This window comes from Mycolicibacterium houstonense (assembly GCF_900078665.2).
Lineage (GTDB): Bacteria > Actinomycetota > Actinomycetes > Mycobacteriales > Mycobacteriaceae > Mycobacterium > Mycobacterium houstonense.
The window spans coordinates 1,442,330-1,462,470 of record NZ_LT546207.1 but is presented as its reverse complement, the minus strand read 5'-3'; the positions used below and the strand labels follow the sequence as shown (position 1 = coordinate 1,462,470).

General features: G+C 68.0%; 18 protein-coding genes and 3 pseudogenes. 12 read left to right on the top strand and 9 right to left on the bottom strand.

The features are described from left to right. Positions 1-900: anthranilate phosphoribosyltransferase (trpD, locus tag BN4332_RS07340; RefSeq protein WP_066897851.1), on the bottom strand; the 900-nt coding region annotated here is incomplete at its 3' end. Between the two features lie 135 nt (positions 901-1,035). On the opposite strand from trpD, the gene ctaE reads away from it, so the two are divergent. From ctaE to qcrB, 4 genes are all read left to right on the top strand, one after another. Continuing rightward, entirely contained in the window at positions 1,036-1,647 is a 612-nt protein-coding gene (ctaE, locus tag BN4332_RS07335) for an aa3-type cytochrome oxidase subunit III (RefSeq protein WP_074133005.1), read from the top strand. A gap of 62 nt (positions 1,648-1,709) precedes the next feature. Beyond that, positions 1,710-2,516, top strand: a complete 807-nt coding sequence (qcrC, locus tag BN4332_RS07330) for a cytochrome bc1 complex diheme cytochrome c subunit (protein ID WP_066897853.1) — start codon at positions 1,710-1,712, stop codon at positions 2,514-2,516. Next, complete coding sequence (gene qcrA / locus BN4332_RS07325) at positions 2,513-3,679, top strand: cytochrome bc1 complex Rieske iron-sulfur subunit (RefSeq protein ID WP_066897849.1); 1,167 nt, start codon at positions 2,513-2,515, stop codon at positions 3,677-3,679. Before qcrC ends, qcrA begins: the two co-directional genes overlap by 4 nt. Continuing rightward, a complete protein-coding gene (gene qcrB / locus BN4332_RS07320; RefSeq protein WP_066897848.1) occupies positions 3,676-5,313 on the top strand; it encodes a cytochrome bc1 complex cytochrome b subunit in 1,638 nt (545 codons plus the stop codon). Before qcrA ends, qcrB begins: the two co-directional genes overlap by 4 nt. Positions 5,314-5,653: 340 nt before the next feature. Here the strand turns inward: qcrB and BN4332_RS07315 are convergent. The 4 genes and pseudogenes from BN4332_RS07315 to ctaC form a co-directional block, all read right to left on the bottom strand. Beyond that, a pseudogene (locus BN4332_RS07315) lies at positions 5,654-6,044 on the bottom strand (DUF2561 family protein). Further along, positions 6,044-6,761 (bottom strand): annotated as a pseudogene (locus BN4332_RS34190) (hypothetical protein). Before BN4332_RS34190 ends, BN4332_RS07315 begins: the two co-directional pseudogenes overlap by 1 nt. Before the next feature lie 185 nt (positions 6,762-6,946). After that, complete coding sequence (locus tag BN4332_RS07305; RefSeq protein WP_066897845.1) at positions 6,947-7,366, bottom strand: cytochrome c oxidase subunit 4; 420 nt, start codon at positions 7,364-7,366, stop codon at positions 6,947-6,949. Between the two features lie 12 nt (positions 7,367-7,378). After that, positions 7,379-8,416, bottom strand: coding sequence for an aa3-type cytochrome oxidase subunit II (ctaC, locus tag BN4332_RS07300; protein ID WP_066897844.1), 1,038 nt, complete (start codon positions 8,414-8,416; stop codon positions 7,379-7,381). Between the two features lie 192 nt (positions 8,417-8,608). Between ctaC and asnB the strand changes: the two genes are divergently transcribed. After that, the gene (gene asnB, locus BN4332_RS07295; RefSeq protein ID WP_066897843.1) at positions 8,609-10,591 is read left to right on the top strand and encodes an asparagine synthase (glutamine-hydrolyzing); all 1,983 of its coding nucleotides are present in this window, start codon (positions 8,609-8,611) and stop codon (positions 10,589-10,591) included. Between the two features lie 43 nt (positions 10,592-10,634). On the opposite strand, the gene BN4332_RS07290 is transcribed toward asnB, so the two are convergent. Next, a complete protein-coding gene (locus BN4332_RS07290; protein WP_066897842.1) occupies positions 10,635-11,609 on the bottom strand; it encodes a carbohydrate kinase family protein in 975 nt (324 codons plus the stop codon). A 169-nt stretch (positions 11,610-11,778) separates the two neighbouring features. Here BN4332_RS07290 and BN4332_RS07285 point away from each other — a divergent pair, with 169 nt between their 5' ends. Next, on the top strand, positions 11,779-12,396 hold the full coding sequence (locus BN4332_RS07285) for an Rv0361 family membrane protein (protein ID WP_066897841.1): 618 nt from the start codon (positions 11,779-11,781) through the stop codon (positions 12,394-12,396). A 20-nt stretch (positions 12,397-12,416) separates the two neighbouring features. On the opposite strand, the gene BN4332_RS07280 is transcribed toward BN4332_RS07285, so the two are convergent. Further along, on the bottom strand, positions 12,417-12,773 hold the full coding sequence (locus BN4332_RS07280; RefSeq protein ID WP_066897840.1) for a HesB/IscA family protein: 357 nt from the start codon (positions 12,771-12,773) through the stop codon (positions 12,417-12,419). Positions 12,774-12,925: 152 nt separating this feature from the next. Between BN4332_RS07280 and BN4332_RS07275 the strand changes: the two genes are divergently transcribed. The 4 genes and pseudogenes from BN4332_RS07275 to BN4332_RS35730 all read left to right on the top strand — a co-directional run bounded on the left by BN4332_RS07275 (position 12,926) and on the right by BN4332_RS35730 (position 15,008). Continuing rightward, positions 12,926-13,627: a DUF3043 domain-containing protein gene (locus tag BN4332_RS07275; protein WP_066897839.1), complete on the top strand. Its 702-nt coding sequence runs from the start codon at positions 12,926-12,928 to the stop codon at positions 13,625-13,627. Between the two features lie 19 nt (positions 13,628-13,646). Next, complete coding sequence (locus BN4332_RS07270) at positions 13,647-14,189, top strand: bifunctional adenosylcobinamide kinase/adenosylcobinamide-phosphate guanylyltransferase (RefSeq protein WP_066897838.1); 543 nt, start codon at positions 13,647-13,649, stop codon at positions 14,187-14,189. Then, positions 14,186-14,782 (top strand): annotated as a pseudogene (locus BN4332_RS07265) (nicotinate-nucleotide--dimethylbenzimidazole phosphoribosyltransferase); the annotation flags it as partial. The gene BN4332_RS07270 and the pseudogene BN4332_RS07265, both read left to right, overlap by 4 nt. A 67-nt stretch (positions 14,783-14,849) precedes the next feature. Further along, positions 14,850-15,008, top strand: a complete 159-nt coding sequence (locus tag BN4332_RS35730; RefSeq protein ID WP_084459206.1) for an adenosylcobinamide-GDP ribazoletransferase — start codon at positions 14,850-14,852, stop codon at positions 15,006-15,008. Here the strand turns inward: BN4332_RS35730 and BN4332_RS07255 are convergent. Together BN4332_RS07255 and gcvT are read right to left on the bottom strand one after the other, a co-directional pair. Continuing rightward, the gene (locus BN4332_RS07255) at positions 15,005-16,111 is read right to left on the bottom strand and encodes a branched-chain amino acid aminotransferase (RefSeq protein ID WP_066897836.1); all 1,107 of its coding nucleotides are present in this window, start codon (positions 16,109-16,111) and stop codon (positions 15,005-15,007) included. The genes BN4332_RS35730 and BN4332_RS07255 overlap by 4 nt on opposite strands. Positions 16,112-16,133: 22 nt before the next feature. Beyond that, positions 16,134-17,264, bottom strand: coding sequence for a glycine cleavage system aminomethyltransferase GcvT (gcvT, locus tag BN4332_RS07250; protein WP_066897835.1), 1,131 nt, complete (start codon positions 17,262-17,264; stop codon positions 16,134-16,136). Between the two features lie 54 nt (positions 17,265-17,318). On the opposite strand from gcvT, the gene BN4332_RS07245 reads away from it, so the two are divergent. Both BN4332_RS07245 and BN4332_RS07240 read left to right on the top strand, forming a co-directional pair. After that, positions 17,319-18,413, top strand: coding sequence for an adenylate/guanylate cyclase domain-containing protein (locus tag BN4332_RS07245; protein ID WP_235654040.1), 1,095 nt, complete (start codon positions 17,319-17,321; stop codon positions 18,411-18,413). Positions 18,414-18,443: 30 nt separating this feature from the next. Beyond that, on the top strand, positions 18,444-19,964 hold the full coding sequence (locus BN4332_RS07240) for a leucyl aminopeptidase (RefSeq protein WP_066897834.1): 1,521 nt from the start codon (positions 18,444-18,446) through the stop codon (positions 19,962-19,964). Positions 19,965-20,141 lie beyond the last annotated feature (177 nt).

Below are 20,141 nucleotides of genomic sequence, written 5' to 3'. Positions count from 1 at the left end.
GCCCAGCACCGCGCGCGCCGAGGCGGCGTTGGCCGCGGCGTCGCCGCCCACCAGCTCACTGATGTCCGCGCGCTTGAAGCCGAAGGCCGCGGGGTCGAACTTCAGCCGGTCCACGGTGCCGGCCTGCACTCGCCAGATGGTGCTGGTGGTCGTGGTGGTCAGCTCGTCGAGACCGTCGTCGCCGTGCACCACCAGCACACTGGACCCGCGCGCGGCGTACACCCCGGCCATCACCTCGGCCAGGTCGTCGAAGGCGCAGCCGATGAGTCCGGCCCGCGGCGCCGCGGGATTGGTCAGCGGCCCGAGCAGATTGAAGACCGTCGGCACCCCGATCTCCCGGCGCACCACCGACGCGTGCCGGTAGGACGGGTGGAACTGGGGCGCGAAGGCGAACCCGATGCCCACCTCGGCCACGCTGCGGGCCACCTCGTCAGGTCCGAGGTCGATCCGCACCCCGAGTGCCTCCAGGGTGTCGGCTCCACCCGACAGCGAGGACGCGGCCCGGTTGCCGTGCTTGATCACCGGGACGCCACAGGCCGCGACCACGATGGCGGCCATGGTCGACAGGTTGACCGTGTTGGCACCGTCCCCGCCGGTGCCGACGATGTCCACGGTCTGGTTGCCGATCTGCTCGGTCGGCACCCGGCGGGCGTGCGACAGCATGATGTCGGCCAGTTCCCCGACCTCGGACGAGGTCGGCCGCTTCATCTTCATGGCCACCGCGAACCCGGCGATCTGGGCCGGCGTCGCCACCCCGGTCATGATCTGGTCCATGGCCCAGGCCGCGTAACCGTTGGGCAGGCTCTGCTCGGTGGTCAGGCGCCCGAGAATGAGCGGCCACGTCGGCGCCGCCTCGGACCGGGAGGACGACGGGAACTGAGGTGAAGATGCAGAAGCCACCGCCGAATGCTATCGCTGTGCGACCTTGACACCGGAGCCCCGGGCGCCGCCCCGACGACCCGAACGCGACACGTTTGAGATCAATTGCTCGACCCGGGTGGAGTTCGACAACTACAAAGCGTCATACTTGCGGATGTGACGAGCGCTGTAGGTACTTCGGGAACGGCAATCACGTCGCGCGTTCATTCGCTGAACCGACCGAACATGGTCAGTGTCGGCACCATCGTGTGGCTTTCCAGTGAACTCATGTTCTTTGCTGGACTCTTCGCGATGTATTTCACGGCGCGCGCGCAAGCTGGCGGCAACTGGCCGCCGGAGCCCACCGAACTCAATTTGGCCCTTGCTGTTCCGGTGACGCTGGTGCTGATCGCGTCATCCTTCACCTGCCAGATGGGCGTGTTCGCCGCTGAGCGCGGCGACGTGTTCGGGCTGCGCCGGTGGTATGTGATCACGTTCCTGATGGGCCTGTTCTTCGTACTGGGCCAGGGATACGAGTACATCCACCTGGTCGAGGAAGGCACCACGATCCCGGGCAGTGCCTACGGGTCGGTCTTCTACCTGGCGACCGGTTTCCACGGTCTGCACGTCATCGGCGGGCTTGTCGCCTTCGTCTTGCTGCTGGCCCGCACCAAGATGAGCAAGTTCACGCCCGCACAGGCCACCGCGGCGATCGTCGTCTCGTACTACTGGCACTTCGTCGACATCGTCTGGATCGCGCTGTTCGCCACCATCTACTTCGTCCGATGATCGGCTCGCCGATGCGTCCGATGATCAACTCGCCGATGTTCGCCTCGATGAGAAGGGGTTCGATGACCAGCAAGTCACGCCGACGGCTGCGCCGCCGACTCTCAGCAGGTCTCCTGCTGTTGATCGGCCTGTCAGTCGCAGGTGGTGTTGCGGCCACGTTGACACCCACACCGCAGGTCGCGGTCGCCGACGAATCTCAGTCGGCGCTGCTGCGCACGGGTAAGCAACTGTTCGACACGTCGTGCGTCTCGTGCCACGGCGCCAACCTGCAGGGTGTGCCCGATCGCGGGCCCAGCCTGATCGGTACCGGCGAGGCCGCCGTGTACTTCCAGGTGTCGACCGGTCGTATGCCCGCGATGCGCGGCGAGGCCCAGGCCCCGTCCAAGCCCGAGCACTTCGACGAGGCACAGATCGACGCCCTCGGCGCCTTCGTTCAGGCCAACGGCGGCGGCCCGACCGTGATCCGCGACGAGCACGGCGCCGTGGCCCAGGAGTCGCTGATCGGCTCCGACGTGGCCCGTGGTGGCGACCTGTTCCGCCTCAACTGCGCCTCGTGCCACAACTTCACCGGCAAGGGCGGCGCGCTGTCCTCCGGCAAGTACGCGCCCGACCTCAGCGACACCAAGCCGGCCCAGATCTACACCGCGATGCAGACCGGGCCGCAGAACATGCCCAAGTTCTCCGACCGGCAGCTCTCGCCGGAAGAGAAGCGCGACATCGTCGCCTACGTCCGCGAGTCGGCTGAGACGCCCAGCTACGGCGGCTACGGCCTCGGTGGCTTCGGCCCCGCGCCCGAAGGCATGGCGATGTGGATTATCGGAATGGTCGCCGCTATCGGCGCGGCAATGTGGATCGGGGCACGAGCATGACCGACAACAGCCCGAGGATTCCGAGCGATGACGAGCTCGCTTCGATGTCGCGTGAGGATCTCGTCGAACTCGGCGGCAAGATCGACGGCGTCGAGACCATCTTCAAGGAGCCGCGCTGGCCGGTCCCCGGCACCAAGGCCGAGAAGCGTACCGAGCGGCTGGTCGCGTACTGGCTTCTGCTGGGCGGGCTTTCGGGTCTGGCGCTGCTGCTGATCTTCATCTTCTGGCCGTGGGAGTACCAGCCCTTCGGTTCGGAGGGTGAGTTCCTCTACTCGCTGGCCACCCCGCTGTACGGTCTCACCTTCGGCCTGTCGATCCTGGCGATCGGCATCGGCGCGGTGCTGTTCCAGAAGAAGTTCATCCCCGAGGAGATCTCGGTCCAGGATCGCCACGACGGACGCTCGCCCGAGTTGGCCCGCAAGACCGTCGCGGCCAACCTCGGCGACGCTCTCGAAGGCTCGACCTTCAAGCGCCGCAAGCTGATCGGCCTGTCGCTGGGCATCGGTCTCGGCGCATTCGGGGCCGGCACCCTGGTGGCGTTCATCGGTGGTCTGATCAAGAACCCGTGGAAGCCCGTCGTTCCCACCGCCGAGGGCAAGAAGGCCGAGCTGTGGACCTCCGGCTGGACCCCCCGGTTCCACGGCGAGACCATCTACCTGGCGCGCGCGACCGGCCGTCCCGGCTCGTCGCCGTTCGTCAAGATGCGGCCCGAGGACATCGACGCCGGTGGCATGGAGACCGTCTTCCCCTGGCGGGAGTCCGACGGCGACGGCACCACCGTCGAGTCCGAGCATCACCTCACCGAGATCGCGATGGGTGTGCGTAACCCGGTCATGCTGATCCGCCTCAAGCCGGCCGACATGCCCCGGGTGGTCAAGCGCAAGGGCCAGGAGAGCTTCAACTTCGGTGAGCTGTTCGCCTACACCAAGGTGTGCTCGCACCTGGGTTGCCCGTCGTCGCTGTACGAGCAGCAGACCTACCGCATCCTCTGCCCGTGCCACCAGTCGCAGTTCGACGCGCTGCACTTCGCCAAGCCGATCTTCGGCCCGGCCGCCCGCGCGTTGGCTCAGCTGCCCATCACCATCGACAAGGACGGTTACCTCGTCGCCAATGGTGACTTCATCGAACCCGTCGGACCGGCATTCTGGGAGCGCAAATCATGAGCCCTGACCTTGCCAAGATCGCAGCCGCCCAAGGCGATGCGATCGACTCGCGGTACCACCCGTCGGCCGCGGTGCGCCGGCAGCTGAACAAGGTGTTCCCCACCCACTGGTCCTTCCTGCTGGGTGAGATCGCTCTCTACAGCTTCATCGTGCTGCTGATCACCGGTGTGTGGCTGACGCTGTTCTTCGATCCGTCGATGGCGCACGTCACCTATGACGGTGTGTACCAACCGCTTCGGGGTGTTCAGATGTCGCGGGCCTACGAGTCCGCACTCGACATCAGCTTCGAGGTGCGTGGCGGTCTGTTCGTCCGCCAGATCCACCACTGGGCGGCCCTGATGTTCGCCGCCTCGATCATGGTGCACATGGCGCGCATCTTCTTCACCGGCGCGTTCCGCCGCCCGCGTGAGGCCAACTGGGTGATCGGCTCACTGCTGCTGATCCTGGCGATGTTCGAGGGTTACTTCGGCTACTCGCTGCCCGACGATCTGCTGTCCGGCATCGGCCTGCGCGCCGCGCTGTCCTCGATCACGCTGGGCATGCCGATCATCGGAACCTGGCTGCACTGGGCGCTGTTCGGCGGGGACTTCCCCGGCGAGATCCTGATCCCGCGCCTGTACGCCCTGCACATCCTGCTGATCCCGGGCATCATCCTGGCCCTGATCGGCGCACACATGGCGCTGGTGTGGTTCCAGAAGCACACCCAGTTCCCCGGCCCCGGCCGGACCGAGCACAACGTCGTCGGCGTGCGCGTCATGCCGGTGTTCGCGGTGAAGTCGGGCGCGTTCTTCGCGATGATCACCGGCGTGCTGGGCCTCATGGGCGGCCTGCTGACGATCAACCCGATCTGGAACCTGGGCCCCTACAAGCCGTCTCAAGTGTCCGCGGGTAGCCAGCCGGACTTCTACATGATGTGGACCGAAGGCCTCGCGCGTATCTGGCCGGCCTGGGAGTTCTACCCGTTCGGCCACACCATCCCCGCGGTGGTCTGGGTCGCGCTCATCATGGGCGGCGTCTTCGCGCTGCTGATCGCCTACCCCTTCATCGAGAAGAAGGTCACCGGCGACGACGCTCACCACAACCTGCTGCAGCGTCCGCGTGACGTACCGGTGCGGACCGCGATCGGCTCCATGGCGATCGCGTTCTACATGGTGCTGACCCTGGCCGCGATGAACGACATCATCGCGCTCAAGTTCCACATCTCGCTGAACGCGACCACCTGGATCGGCCGTATCGGCATGGTGGTGCTGCCGGGCATCGTGTACTACATCGCCTACCGGTGGGCCATCTCGCTGCAGCGCAGCGACCGCGCGGTCCTGGAGCACGGCATCGAGACCGGCATCATCAAGCGCCTGCCGCACGGTGCCTACGTCGAACTGCACCAGCCGCTGGGACCGGTCGACGAGCACGGTCACCCGATCCCGCTGGAGTACCAGGGTGCCGCCCTGCCGAAGCGGATGAACAAGCTCGGTTCCGGTGGTGCACCAGGCACCGGCAGCTTCCTGTTCGCCGATCCGGCAGTCGAGCACGACGCGCTCACCGAGGCCGCCCACGCCTCCGAGCGCAAGGCGCTCACCGCCCTGCGCGAGCACCAGGAGCGAAACAGCAACGGGGACACCAACGGTCATCACTGACCACTCCCCTACCCCAAACAATCGCCGCAGCCTCATCGAGAGGTTGCGGCGATTGTTTTATGGGCAGGTTCCGGTGTGGGAACTGACACCGGTACTGCGTCAGCACCCGATCTCCGCGTACGTAGCGCCATGGCGGAAAAGGGGCCGCAGAATCGCCACAGCGCTACATACGTGAGCCGACGATCAGAATCCCGTTGCGCCCGTAGCGACATCAGGCGCCTGCCTCGGCACCCGATGTCCGCGTATGTAACGCCATGGCGGAAAAGGGGCCGCAGAACCGCCACAGCGCTACATACGTGAGCGCCGTGAGCGCACAGCCCGGAGGAGGCAGAGCCCGGATTCAGGATGCAGCGTCGAGCTGACGCAGCGCGACGACGGGCAGCGCGACGATGCCCACGGTGACCACACCGGCCACGGCGTAGAGGCACCAGGCCGCGACATCGCTGTTGGTGGCCATCAGATAGGTGGCCAACCCNGCGGTTGCCGGCCTGGGCCCGGGCGCGGATCAGCAGGGGCACCGCACCCGCGATCACCAGGACGGACAGGCCGATGACGGTGTAGAGCAGCCACGGGGTGTCGGCCCCCTCGGTGGCCTGGGGATGGCTGCGCCCCAGATCGACCAGGGCGACCACAGCGGCCACCCCGGCACCGAGGGCAGCGAGCCAGACCGCGGCGCAGGCGCCCAGCAAGACCCGGTCGGTGTTCTCGAGTTCGCTGATCGGCCCGGTCATCAGCAGGCGGTCTGTGCCGAATTGTTGGCGTTGGAGGACAACACGGTCCCGTCACTGGCGGTGATCGAGCAGTTCAGTCTGCTCACCAGGAACAGGCTGGAGGCCTCGACCGACCCCACATCCGAGTTGGAGATCGGGGTCATCGTGAAGGTCCACGGGATGTAGACGTTGCGCAGCGTGCGCCGGTTCCCGTTCCCGTCGACGTAGGTGANCCGTCACGGTCTCGGGCGGCGGCGGGGGTGGCAGCTGCTCCGAGGTCGGAGGTGGCGGGGGCGGCGGAGGCGGTGTCGTCGTGGTGATCTCGTCCTGCACCGGGGGCGCCGACGTGGTCGTGCTCGGCTTCGGGGTGGCGAGATTGCTGGTGTCGTCGTCGCGGGTCACCAGGACAGCGACGGACGCCACCAGTGCGATGGCGGCGACGATGGCGGTGACACCGACCACCCACGGCCAGCGCGGCGGCGGTGCGGTGTCGACGAGTTCGGTCGCCGGATCGTAGTCGTCGTAGTCGTACAGAGCCACGTCGGCAGGCACGTACGGCCCGCTGGTGAACTGCTCGGACTCGGGCGCCGAGTACGCCTGTGAGTAGAACTCCGTCTCGCCGCCGTCCGCGTCGGCGCCCGTAGCCTGGGTCGGCTCCTCGGGTGCGGAGTGCTTCCCGGGTTGATCCGGTAAATCAGAACCGGAGGCACCCGGTTCCGGGGGATTCGGCCCGCTCATCTACGCCTATCCTTCTCGACAACTTCATCGCCCGCAGATCGAACGGAATCGTTCGCTGGTGACAGTGCCCCGGCAACATTACCCAACAAGGTGACGCCGGTGACTCCGGCGCTGCCGGTGGCGGATGAAGTGACGGCCCGATTGTGACCTTTTCCCAGGTCACAATCGGCACGTCGTCGGACGGGTCAGTGCTTCTCAGGACCCCAGTAGTACTCGAACACCAGGCCGCTGACCGCCATCAACACGAAGCAGACGCCGGCGAAGATCAACCACGGCAGCCAGAGCGCAGCGCCCACCGCGGCGACCGAGAAGGACAGCGCGATCAGGATCGGCCACCAGCTGTGGGGCGAGTAGAAGCCCAGTTCGCCTGCGCCGTCGCTGATCTCGGCGTCTTCGTAGTCCTCGGGGCGGGTGTCGAGACGCCGTGCCACGAAGCGGAAGAACGTACCGGTGATCAGGGTCAGACCGGTGGTGAGCGCCAGGGCCGTGGTTCCGGCCCACTCGACGCCGCCGGTGGCGAACATCCCGGTCAGCACGCCGTACACCACTGCCGACAGCGCGAAGAAGGCCGTGAGGATCTCGAACAGTCGAGCTTCAATATGCATTGCGGGTAGCCCTTACTTGCTCGCCTGCGGTGCCTGCTCACCGCGTCGGGTGTCGAACGGCTTGGTGGTGATCGCCAGCGGCGGCTGGTTGATGGCCGCCAGTGCCTCGGCATTGGTCTTGCCTGCGCTGCGCTGATCGATGTAGGCCTTGAAGTCGTTGGGCTCCACGACCCGGACCTCGAAGTTCATCATCGAGTGGTAGGTGCCGCACATCTCGGTGCAGCGCCCGACGAACGCGCCGGTCTGCTCGATCTTGCTCACCTGGAAGATGTGGTCCGAGTTGTTGGCCACCGGCTCCGGCATCACGTCGCGCTTGAACAGGAACTCCGGCACCCAGAAGCCGTGGATCACGTCCGCGGAGTTGAGTTGGAACTCGACGCGCTTGCCGACCGGGAGAACCAGCACCGGGATCTCCGTTGAGCTGCCCAGCGTCTCGATCTTGTCGAAGTTCAGGTAGGTGCGGTCCTCGGGGTTGAGGCCACGCACCGCGCCGACGCGCTCCTGACCGTGAGCGTCCTTGCCCTCGGGCTTGGAGGTCATCGCGGCCTTGCGCTCGGGGTCGGCCCCGTCGTAGTCGAAGGTGCCGTCGGCGTAGTCGATCTTCTGGTAGCCGAACTTCCAGTTCCACTGGAAGGCAGTCACATCGATGACGACCTCAGGGTTGGGGTCCTTGTGCAGCATGCGCTCCTGGACCACCACGGTGAAGTAGAACAGCACCGAGATGATGAGGAACGGGATCACCGTCAGCACCAGCTCCAGCGGCATGTTGTAGCCGAACTGGCGCGGCAACTCGGTGTCGCCCTTCTTCTTCCGGTGGAAGGCGCTCGACCAGAAGATCAGAGCCCACACGATGGCACCCACCACGAAGGAGGCGATCACGGAGCCGATCCACAGCTCGCGGTTGAGTTTGCCCTCCGGGGTGATCCCGGTCGGCCAACCGAGCGCGAGTGCGTCCTGCCAGCTGCAGCCGCTCAGCAAGAGGGCTGAGCCACCCAGGACAATGGTCAACAACGCCGCTCGGGCCACCTTCTTAAGCCCGCGAGGTGTCACGTTGGCGCCTCCTAGATCGGTATTTCGCGACCGCGACCGGTCAGTTGTTTTGCGAATACTACGCAGCGTAGACCACGCCGGTCCACGGGAGCGAAGCGACTCGGGAATGGCGTCGCGATGCAGGACACAGCGACTCGGCGAGGGGTCCGGGTGGTGGTCTCGGCAACCCGCCGGATCAGACATACTGGCGCGGTGTGTGGACTGCTCGCCTTGGTAACTGACCCAGCCCGATCCACCCAGGGTGAGGCCTCCCCCGATGCCGGACAACGGCTGGTCGACGCGGTGGCCGAGGCGTCCCATCTGATGCGTCATCGCGGGCCCGACGAGCCCGGCACCTGGGCCGATCCGAACGGCGAGGGCCAGGGCGCAGTGGTGCTCGGCTTCAACCGCCTGTCGATCATCGACATCGCGCACAGCCACCAGCCGCTGCGTTGGGGCCCGGCCGAATCGCCCGACCGCTACGTGCTGGTGTTCAACGGTGAGATCTACAACTACGTCGAGTTGCGGGCGCAGCTGCGGTCCGAATTCGGTGCGGTATTTCACACCGACGGCGACGGCGAGGCCATCGTGGCGGCCTACCACTACTGGGGTGCCGAGGCGCTGAACCGGCTGCGTGGCATGTTCGCGTTCGCCCTGTGGGACACCGTCGAACGCGAGATGTTCTGCGCCCGAGACCCGTTCGGCATCAAGCCGCTGTACCTGGCGACCGGACCCGGCGGCACCGCGGTGGGCAGTGAGAAGAAATGCCTGCTGGACCTAGCCCGAGAAGATCTGGGGCTCGGCATCGATCTCGACCTCGACGAGCGGGCCGTGCAGCACTACACGGTGCTGCAGTACGTCCCCGAGCCCGAGACCTTGCACCGCGGCATCCGCCGGCTGGAGTCCGGCAGCTATGCCCGGTTCCGGCCGGGCGGCCGGCCGGAGGTGACGCGGTATTTCGTCCCGAAGTTCAACGCGGTGCCGTTCGTCAAGGGCGCCGAGCAGTCCCGGTACGACGAGATCACCGCCGCGCTGGAGGATTCCGTCGCCAAGCACATGCGCGCCGACGTCACGGTCGGCGCGTTCCTGTCCGGCGGCATCGACTCGACGGCGATCGCGGCGCTGGCCATGCGGCACAACCCGCGCCTGATCACCTTCACCACCGGCTTCGAGCGGGAGGGCTTCTCCGAGGTGGACGTGGCCGTCGCCTCAGCCGAGGCCATCGGCGCCCGGCACGTCACCAAGGTGGTCAGCCCGGCCGAGTTCGTCGAGGCCTTGCCCGAGATCGTCTGGTACCTGGACGAGCCGGTGGCCGATCCGGCGCTCGTGCCGCTGTTCTTCATCGCCCGCGAGGCCCGCAAACACGTCAAGGTGGTGCTGTCCGGCGAGGGCGCCGACGAGCTGTTCGGCGGCTACACGATCTACCGGGAACCGTTGTCGCTGAAGCCGTTCGACTACCTGCCGCGGCCGGTGCGCAAGTCGCTGGGCAAGGCGTCCAAGCCACTGCCGGAGGGCATGCGGGGCAAGAGCCTGCTGCACCGCGGCTCGCTGACCCTGGAGGAGCGCTACTACGGCAATGCCCGCAGCTTCTCCGACGAGCAACTGCGTGCGGTGCTGCCCGGGTTCCGGCCGGGGTGGACGCACACCGATGTCACCGCCCCGGTGTACGCCGCCTCGCAGGGCTGGGATCCGGTGGCGCGGATGCAGCACATCGACCTGTTCACCTGGCTGCGCGGCGACATCCTGGTCAAGGCCGACAAGATGACCATGGCCAACTCGCTGGAGCTGCGGGTGCCGTTCCTGGACCCCGAGGTGTTCGCGGTGGCTTCCCGGCTGCCGGTCGATCAGAAGATCACCCGGTCGACGACCAAGTACGCGCTGCGGCGGGCGCTGGAGCCGATCGTTCCGGCCCACGTGCTCAACCGCCCCAAGCTGGGCTTCCCGGTGCCGATCCGGCACTGGCTGCGGTCCGGGGAGTTGATGGACTGGGCCTACGCGATGACGGCGTCGTCCCAGGCGGGCGCGTACGTCGATCTGGCGGCGGTCCGCACCATGCTCGACGAACATCGCAGCGGCGTGAGTGACCACAGCCGCCGGCTGTGGACCGTGCTGATCTTCATGCTGTGGCACGCGATCTTCGTCGAGCACAGCGTGACCCCGCAGATCAAGGAACCGCACTACCCGGTTCAGCTCTGAGCGGCTCTGAGCCCGTTCGGGGCCCAGAGCCGGCTGCGGCGCGTCAGGCCAGCGCTTGGGCGATCTCGGCGCCCGCCTCGGCACCGTAGGCGTCGGACAGGCGCTGCACGGCTTCGGCCGCGTCCCAGGTCCATTCCTGCGGCCCGGTCGCCTCGAGGACCAGCACCGCCACCAGTGAGGCCAGCTGGGCAGAGCGCTCCAGGCTCAGGCCCGCGCTGCGCCCGGTCAGGAAGCCCGCGCGGAACGCATCGCCGATGCCGGTGGGGTCGGCCTGATGCTTCTCGGGTACCACGTCGACGTGCACGAAGGTGCCGTCCGAGCTGACCAGGTCGACGCCCTTGGCGCCCAGGGTGGTGACGCGCATGTCGATCTGGCTCATCACCTGGGCCTCGCTCCAGCCCGACTTCTGCAGCAGCAGGTCCCACTCGTAGTCGTTGGTGAACAGGTAGGCCGCCCCGTTGATGAGCTTGCGGATCTCCTCACCGGACAGTCGCGCCAGCTGCTGCGACGGATCGGCGGCGAAGGCCAGCCCGAGCTTGCGGCACTCCTCGGTGTGCAGGAACATCGCCTCGGGGTCGTTGGCACCGATGATCACCAGTTCCGGCTTGCCCACCCGCTCGACCAGATCGGCGAGCGCGATGTTGCGGGCCTCTGACATCGCGCCGGGGTAGAACGACGCGATCTGGGCCATGTCCTCGTCGGTGGTGCAGACGAAGCGCGCGGTGTAGGCGCTCTCGGAGATCAGCACGTTGCCGCAGTCGACGTTGGCGCCCTCCAGCCAGTTCCGGTAGTCGCCGAAATCCTGACCCGCCGCGCCCACCAGGGCGACGTCACCGCCGAGCGTGCCGATCGCGAAGGCCATGTTGCCCGCCACGCCGCCGCGGTGGATCACCAGATCATCGACCAGGAAGCTCAACGACACCTTCTGCAGGTGATCGGCCAGCAGTTGCTCGGAGAATTTTCCGGGGAACCGCATCAGATGGTCGGTCGCGATGGATCCGGTAACTGCGATGGTCACGTAGTGTCCTCATTTCGTTAAGTCGGCTACATAACACTACCCGCGCGGGCCGGGCGCTGATCTGCGCTCACGATCGCACTTCTCGGGTTGCGCTAACCTGCGTATAACCGTATTCCCGGTCACCGTAGACGGCTGACCGAACTCCAGATCACGCGGGGAGCGCCATTTAATGACTGGTTCTTACCAGTACCCCGAGCACATTCCGCCCCAGCAGTATCCCGAGCAGGTGCCCTCCGCCTACCCCGGCACCATGCCGCCGCCGGTGCCCTATCCGACGCGTCGGCGCTGGCCGAAGGTGCTGGCCGCCCTGCTGGCGGTGGTCGCACTCGCGGGCGTGGTGACCGTTGTGGTGGTCGCCGCCCGGCGTGGCCCCGCGGCACCCGTGGTGGTGACCGATGCCCAGGCGCAGGCCGCGATTCAGGAATACCTCAACGCCCTGGTCGAGGGGGACGACGAAACCGTCGCGCGACACACCCTGTGCGGGCTGTACGACGGCGTCAAGGAACGCAAGGCGGATCTCGCGGTGGCCGGGCTGGCCAGCGACGCGTTCCGCAAGCAGTTCAGCCACGTCGAGGTCACCGGCATCGACAAGAACGTGCCGTGGTCCACCACGCAGGCGCAGGTGCTGTTCACCATGAAGGTGGCGCCTGCCAGCGGATCGGCCCGCGGGCAACGCCCGATGGATGAGGAGCAGCAGGGCGTGGCGCAGCTGCTGGTGCAGAGAGACGGCAAGAACGAGCAGGTTCTGGTGTGCTCGTATGTGCTGCGCACCAGCGGTCAGTACTGACCGCCGGCCGCCGGCTCACGTCAGTTGAAGGAGTCGCCGCAGGCGCAGGAGCCGGTGGCGTTCGGGTTGTCGATCGTGAAGCCCTGCTTCTCGATCGAGTCGACGAAGTCGATGGTGGCGCCCTGCACGTACGGGGCGCTCATCCGGTCCACGGTCAGCTTGACGCCACCGAACTCGGCGGTGAGGTCGCCGTCGAGGGCGCGGTCGTCGAAGAACAGGTTGTAACGCAGGCCGGCGCAGCCACCCGGCTGCACGGCGATGCGCAGCGCGAGGTCGTCGCGGCCTTCCTGGTCCAGCAGCGCCTTCGCCTTCGTCGCCGCAGCGTCGGTCAGGGTCACACCGTGGGTTTCGGTGGAGGTGGCGTCCTGAACAGTCATAGTTCTCCCTAAAGAATCCCTGGGCATCAAGACGCACGCACGTGCCGCGCGTCTACTACCTCAACGGTACCTTGTTCCGCCGCTATTCCCGACTTATCCACAGGCCGGGGCATGTGGCCAGGCCAGCTACGGCGGGCAGTAACCTGGCTGGCGTGAAGCTGCTGGGCCGTAAGAAGGACAACGAAGGCGAACCCGCCGCGACCGACCGGGCCGCGGGCACCGACGGGTCCGCCGGATCGACCGCCGCCGAATCGCAACCGAACGGCGGCGCCACCTCGACGGCCCCCAAGGGCAGGCCGACACCCAAGCGCAGTGAGGCCACCAAGCGACGTGGGCCGGTCGCGCCCGCCCCGCAGACCGCCGCCGAGGCGCGGCAGCGTCGCAAGGAGCTTCGCGGCCCCAAGCTGTCCAAGGAAGAGCGCAAGATCGAGCGGATCGCCCGCCGTGCCGACATGGCCGACCGCCGCGAGAAGATGATGTCCGGCGAAGAGGCCTACCTGCTGCCCCGCGACAAGGGTCCGGTGCGCCGCTACGTCCGCAACATCGTCGACTCCCGTCGCAACGTGCTCGGCCTGTTCATGCCGGCCGCGCTGGCGATGATCTTCTTCATGCTGGCGCTGCCGTCGCTGAAGGTCCAGCAGATGCTGTCCTACGCGATGCTGGCGCTGGTGGTCATCATGCTGGTCGACGGGTTCATCGTCGGCCGCAAGGTGAACCAGATGGTGGACGAGAAGTTCCCGGGCAATACCGAAAGCGGTTGGCGGCTGGGCCTTTACGCCGCCAGCCGGGCATCGCAGCTGCGTCGCATGCGGGCACCGCGCCCGGTGGTCAACCGCGGCGACAAGATCTCTTGATGCCGTTGCGGGCAACGTAGTGCGCACCCTGGTTCTCGGCGGTATCCGGTCGGGCAAATCGCAGTGGGCCGAGTCGGCCATCGCATCAGCCGCCGGGGACGGCGCGCCGGTGTGCTACCTGGCCACCGGCCCGGCGGCCGACACCGATCCCGCGTGGGCGCACCGCGTCGGCGCGCACCGTGCCCGTCGTCCGGCGCACTGGCACACCGTGGAGACCGCCGATCTAGTGGCGGCCCTGGCGGCAGGCCCACACGAGCCCGGCACCGCGACGCTGGTCGACGACATCGGTGGCTGGCTGACCGCCACCATGGACCGGCTCGGCGCCTGGACCGGGGCGTCGGTGACCGGCGAGGTCGACGCGCTCGTGCGTGCGGTCGACGCGTTCACCGCTCCCCTGGCCCTGGTGAGCCCCGAGGTCGGGCTGACCGTGGTGCCCGCCACCGAGGCAGGCCGCCGGTTCGCCGACGAACTGGGCACGGTCAACCAGCGTCTGGCCGCGGTGTGCGACCGCGTGGTGCTGGTGGTGGCCGGCCAACCGCTCACGGTGAAGGAGCCGACATGACCGAATCCGATCCGGCCGTCGCGTTCGACCCCGTCACCCAGCCCGATGCCGAGGCCGCCGCCGCGGCCCGCGCCCGTCAGAACCGGCTGACCAAGCCGCCCGGCTCGCTGGGCCGGCTCGAAGAGCTCTCGGTCTGGGCGGCGTCTTGTCAGGGCGCGTGCCCGCCGCAGGCGCTGAACCGGCCCCGGGTGGTGGTCTTCGCCGCCGACCACGGCGTCACCGCCGCCGGTGTGTCGGCGTTCCCGTCCGCGGTGACCGGTCAGATGATGGCCAACTTCGATTCCGGCGGCGCCGCGGTCAACGTGCTGGCCGAGGTGGCCGGGGCCACCGTCCGGGTGGCCGACATCGCCGTCGACTGCGACGCACCGCTGTCCCCTGCCATCGGAGCCCACAAGGTGCGGCGCGGTTCGGGCAACATCGCGATCGAGGACGCGCTGAGCGAAGCGGAAGTGGTGGCGGCGATCACGGCCGGGTGCCGGATTGCCGACGAGGAGGTCGACGCCGGGGCCGACCTGCTCATCGCCGGTGACATGGGTATCGGAAACACCACGGCGGCAACGACTCTGGTGGCCGCGGTGACGGGAACCGAACCTGTTGCGGTGGTGGGCCGCGGCACCGGTATCGACGATCTCGGGTGGATGCGCAAGGCCAGTNCCGCGAATGTGGCAGGGCCCCGTCGTCGTGCTGGCCGCGGTCGGCTGTTCGGTGCTGCTGGTCGCGCACTGCGTGCGCCGGTTCGGTGGCATCACCGGCGACGTGCTGGGCGCCGCCGTCGAGGTGACGACGGCATTGACGGCCCTCGGCCTGGCGATCGGCTAGTTCAGCCGGGCCATCCAGCCGTGGGTGTCGGCGAAAGTGCCGCGCTGGATGCCGGTCAGGGTGTCGCGCAGGGCCATGGTGATCTCGCCGGGTTGACCGTCGGCGATGGTGAACTCGCCTTCGGCATACTTCACGTGGGAGACCGGAGTGATCACGGCGGCGGTGCCGCAGGCGAACACCTCGGTGATCTCACCCACCGCGGCCTTCTTCTGCCATTCCTCGACGTCGATCTTGCGTTCCTCCACCGCGAAGCCGGCGTCGACGGCCAACTGCAGCAAGGAGTTCCGGGTGATACCCGGTAGCAGTGAGCCCGACAGCTCAGGCGTGACGAGCCGGGCCGAGCCGCCGCTGCCGAACACGAAGAACAGGTTCATCCCGCCCATTTCTTCGACATAGCGACGCTCGATGGCGTCCAGCCACACCACTTGATCGCACCCGTTGTCCGCGGCCTGCGCCTGCGCCAGCAGGGACGCCGCATAGTTGCCGCCGAACTTGGCCGCACCGGTGCCGCCCGGGGACGCGCGCACGTACTCGTGCGACAGCCACACGCTGACGGGCTTGATGCCGCCCTTGAAGTAGGCCCCGGCCGGCGAGGCGATGGCCAGGTAGCGGTACTCGTTGGCCGGGCGCACCCCGAGGCCCGGTTCGGTGGCGATGACGAACGGCCGCAGGTACAGCGACTCCTCGCCACCGGCCGGGGGCACCCAGGACTCGTCGACCGCGATGAGTTGGCGCAGCGACTCGATGAACACGTCGTCGGGAAGTTCCGGGATCGCCAGCCGTCGCGAAGAGGCCCGCAACCGCGCGGCGTTGGCCTCCGGCCGGAACGACACGATCGAGCCGTCGGCCCAGCGGTAGGCCTTGAGTCCTTCGAAGACTTCCTGCGCGTAGTGCAGGACGATGGCCGACGGGTCCAGTTCGATGGGCCCGTACGGGATCACCCGCGCGTCGTGCCAGCCCTGACCTTCGGTGTAGTCGATCGCCACCATGTGGTCGGTGTGGTACTTGCCGAAGCCCGGGTTGGCCAGGATGGATTCGCGTACCGCATCGGTCGCCGGATTCGCGTTGGCTGAAACCGTGAACTCGAGATGGCCGCTACTCATGCAGCGATTGTATCGCCCGAGGCTAGCGAGTTTTCGCCGCCACAAACGGCGGCTTGACCACTTCGCATTCGACGGCGCGGCCGCGCACGTCGACGTTCACCCGCTGCCCGTCGGCGATGTCGTGGGCGGTGTCGATGAGCGCCAGCGCGATACCGACTTTCAGGGTGGGTGAGAAGGTTCCCGATGTCGTGGTCCCGATCCGGGTGTCCCCGGGCTTGTCCCCCGTCGCTTCGCTCGCCCCCGGACCGAGCACCGCGAGATCCGCGCGCAGTACGCCCCGGCCGACGGCCTTGAGCCCACGCAGCACCCGCGACGGCCCGGCTTCCTTCTCGGCCAGCAGTGCGTCGCGGCCCCAGAAGGCATCCTTCTTCCACCCGATGGCCCAGCCGCAGCGCGCCTGCAGCGGCGAGATGTCCAGCGACAGTTCGTGGCCGTGCAGCGGGTAGCCCATCTCGGTGCGCAGGGTGTCGCGGGCGCCGAGGCCGGCAGGCTCTCCCCCGGCCGCACGCACGGCCGCCACCAGGGCGTCGAACACCACCCCGGCACGGTCCCAGGCCGGCAGGAGCTCATAGCCGTGCTCCCCGGTGTAGCCGGTGCGGCACACCCGGACGAATACGCCGTCGTACTCGGCATCGGCGTAGCCCATGTAGTCCATGTCGGTGGGCAGGCCCAGGGCGTCGAGCACGTCAGCCGATTTCGGACCCTGCACCGCCAGCACCGCGTAGGACCGGTGCTCGTCGGTGATGGTCAGGCCGGCCGGGGCGTGCTTCTGCAGTTCGGCGACCACGGCCGCGGTGTTGGCCGCGTTGGGCACCAGGAAGATCTCGTCGTCGGAGACGTAGTAGGCGATCAGGTCGTCGATGACCCCGCCTGCCTCGGTGCAGCACAGCGTGTACTGGGCCTTGCCGGGACCGATCCGGTTCAGGTCGTTGGTCAGGGCGGCGTTGACGTAGGCGGCCGCGCCGGGGCCGCGCACGAGCGCCTTGCCCAGGTGGCTGACGTCGAACAGGCCGACGGTCTCGCGCGTCGCGGTGTGCTCGGCGACGGTGCCCGCATACGACACCGGCATCAGCCAACCGCCGAATTCGGCGAAACTCGCGCCCAGTTCGCGATGGCGGTCTTCCAACGGTCCGTGCAGCAGGTCGTCACTCACGAGATCACCCTAAACCGCGGGTCCGAAGGGGCCGTCCGACTGCACACTTGTCTGGTGGTCGATTTCGATGCCCTGGAGGCTGCCGGGATCGCCGACGCCCGGGCGCGGGCCGGCCTGATCGAGTATCTGGACGGGCTGGGTTTCACCGCGGACGAGATGGTGGAGGCCGAGAAGCGGGGCCGGTTGTTCGGGCTGGCCGGGGACACGCTGCAGCGGTCCGGCCCACCGACATACAGCCTGCGCACGGCGGCCGACGCGCTCGGTCTGCCACTGGAGGATGTCACGCACTTCTGGTCGGTGCTCGGGCTCACCGTCGGCGATCCCGACCACCGGACGCTGAGCGAGGCCGACATCGAGGCCCTCGGGACGTGCGCCGCGATGAGGGACGGACTGGGCGAGGACGCGGCAGCGGGTCTGCTGCGGGTGGTCGGTGCGGCCATGGCCCGCCTGGCCGAGGCCGAATCTTCGGTGGTTCGCACCGGCCAGCCCAATCTCTGGATCACCCACAGTCACGACGAGCTCACCACGGCACGGGCCTACCGCGCGGTCGCCCAGCTCATTCCCCGCATCGGCGCGATGATCGACGCGGTGCACCGGCACCATCTGTCGGGAGCGCGAACATACTTCGAGGGTGTCCAGCCCGACCCGTCGGCCACCGTGGTGTGCGGTGTCGGCTTCGCCGACCTGTCGGGTTTCACCGCGCTGACCCAACTGCTGACGCCGGCCGAGTTGTCGATGCTGCTGAGCGAGTTCAGCGCCACCGTCACCGACGTGGTCCAGACCGACGGTGGCCGGGTGGTGAAGTTCATCGGCGATGCGGTGATGTGGGTCAGCGCCACCCCGCAGTTGCTGGCCCAGGCCGCGGCCGACCTGATCGACCACCCGCGAGCCCGTGAGACCGGGTTGGGGGTGCGCGCGGGCCTGGCGTTCGGCACGATGCTGGCGATCAACGGCGACTACTTCGGCAGCCCGGTCAACCTGTCCGCGCGCCTGGTGGCTGCGGCCCGGCCCGGTCAGATCCTGGCTGACGCCGGGTTGCGCGACGAACTGCCCGACTGGCCGGCCGTCGAACAAGAGCCGTTGACGCTCAAGGGTTTCCACGCACCGGTCCTGGCCTACGACCTACAGCGCACGCCGCCTACCGCATGAGTCGCGGTACGCGTGGCTAGGCTGAGGCCTGTGAGCCCCGCAAATACCGGTTACCAGGCCCCCACCGTCACCGTCAGCTCATCACTGCCCAAGCGCACGAGCGATGCGGTGCTGATCGTTCCCGTCGTCAACGGAGAGGACGAGGGGTCGACGGCCTCCGTCGTCGCGACCCAATACCTCGATGCCGACGCGGTCGGTGAGATCGAGGCCGCCCTCAAGGCGCTCGGCGCCAAGGGCGGCGCGGAGCAGGTCACCCGCGTGGTCGCCCCGTCGATTCCGGTGGCCAGTGTGCTGGCCGTCGGCCTGGGCAAGGCGCGCGACGAGTGGCCCGCAGACGTGATCCGGCGTGCGGCCGGCGCCGCGGCACGGTCGCTGAACGGCACCGAGGCCGTCGTCACCTCGCTGTCCGCGATCAACCTTGAGGCCGCCGTCGAGGGCCTGATCCTGGGCTCCTACCGGTTCGACGACTTCCGCAGCGAAAAGACCGCGCCCAAGGATTCCGGGCTGACCGCGATCACGGCGCTGGCCGCCGACACCAAGGCCGCCACCAAGGCCCAGGCGCAGCGCGCGGTGGACATCGCCTCTGCGGTCGCGACTGCCCGCGACTTCGTGAACACTCCCCCCAGCCATCTGTTCCCGGCCGAATTCGCCAAGCGGGCAAGGGCTTTGGGCGAGGCCGCCGGGCTCGAGGTCGAGGTGCTCGATGAGAAGGCCCTGGCCAAGGCCGGGTACGGCGGCATCGTCGGGGTGGGTCAGGGTTCCTCGCGGCCGCCGCGGCTGGTGCGGCTCGTCCACCGATGCGGCGGCAAGAAATCGAAAACCGTGGCCCTGGTGGGCAAGGGCATCACGTTCGACACCGGCGGTATCTCGATCAAGCCGGCCGCCAACATGCACCACATGACCTCCGACATGGGCGGCGCGGCAGCGGTCATCGCGACCGTGGTGCTGGCCGCCAAGCAGAAGCTCCCGATCAACGTGATCGCGACGGTGCCCATGGCCGAGAACATGCCGTCGTCGACCGCGCAGCGGCCGGGCGACGTGCTGACCCAGTACGGCGGCATCACCGTGGAAGTGCTCAACACCGATGCCGAGGGCCGCCTGATCCTGGCCGACGCGATCGTGCGCGCCTGCGAGGACGACCCGGACTACCTGATCGAGACGTCCACCCTGACCGGCGCCCAGACCGTGGCGCTGGGGGCCCGCACGCCGGGCGTGATGGGCAGCGACGAGTTCCGCGACCGGGTCGCGACGCTGTCGCAAGGAGTGGGCGAAAACGGTTGGGCCATGCCACTTCCCGAGGAGCTCAAGGACGACCTCAAGTCGTCGGTGGCCGATCTGGCCAACGTCAGCGGATCGCGCTTCGCCGGCATGCTGGTGGCGGGCACGTACCTGCGCGAGTTCGTCGCCGACGGGGTCCAGTGGGCGCACATCGACGTCGCCGCGCCGGCCTACAACACCGGCGGGCCCTGGGGATACACCCCCAAGGGCGGCACCGGGGTGCCGACGCGGACGATGTTCGCCGTGCTGGAGGACATCGCCTCCGAGGGCTAGTGAACCGTCCGAACGTGAAGAAGATCGTGGGATTTCGTCGAAATCCCACGATCTTCTTCACGTTGGGCGCAGGGTGACTGATGCCGAAGTATCTGGCCCCCGCGCTCGTCACCGTTGCCGTGGCGCTGTCGGGTTGTTCGGCCGAGGACAGCCCGGCCGCCAACGACACCGGCCCCG

Excerpts from the sequence above, each read along its gene's own strand:
- BN4332_RS07280 (WP_066897840.1), bottom strand. The coding sequence starts at position 12,773 with ATGACTGTTCAGGACGCCACCTCCACCGAAACCCACGGTGTGACCCTG.
- BN4332_RS35730 (WP_084459206.1), top strand. The coding sequence starts at position 14,850 with ATGTGGCAGGGCCCCGTCGTCGTGCTGGCCGCGGTCGGCTGTTCGGTG.
- qcrB (WP_066897848.1), top strand. The coding sequence starts at position 3,676 with ATGAGCCCTGACCTTGCCAAGATCGCAGCCGCCCAAGGCGATGCGATC.
- BN4332_RS07305 (WP_066897845.1), bottom strand. The coding sequence starts at position 7,366 with ATGCATATTGAAGCTCGACTGTTCGAGATCCTCACGGCCTTCTTCGCG.
- qcrA (WP_066897849.1), top strand. The coding sequence starts at position 2,513 with ATGACCGACAACAGCCCGAGGATTCCGAGCGATGACGAGCTCGCTTCG.
- BN4332_RS07285 (WP_066897841.1), top strand. The coding sequence starts at position 11,779 with ATGACTGGTTCTTACCAGTACCCCGAGCACATTCCGCCCCAGCAGTAT.
- BN4332_RS07255 (WP_066897836.1), bottom strand. The coding sequence starts at position 16,111 with ATGAGTAGCGGCCATCTCGAGTTCACGGTTTCAGCCAACGCGAATCCG.
- qcrC (WP_066897853.1), top strand. The coding sequence starts at position 1,710 with ATGACCAGCAAGTCACGCCGACGGCTGCGCCGCCGACTCTCAGCAGGT.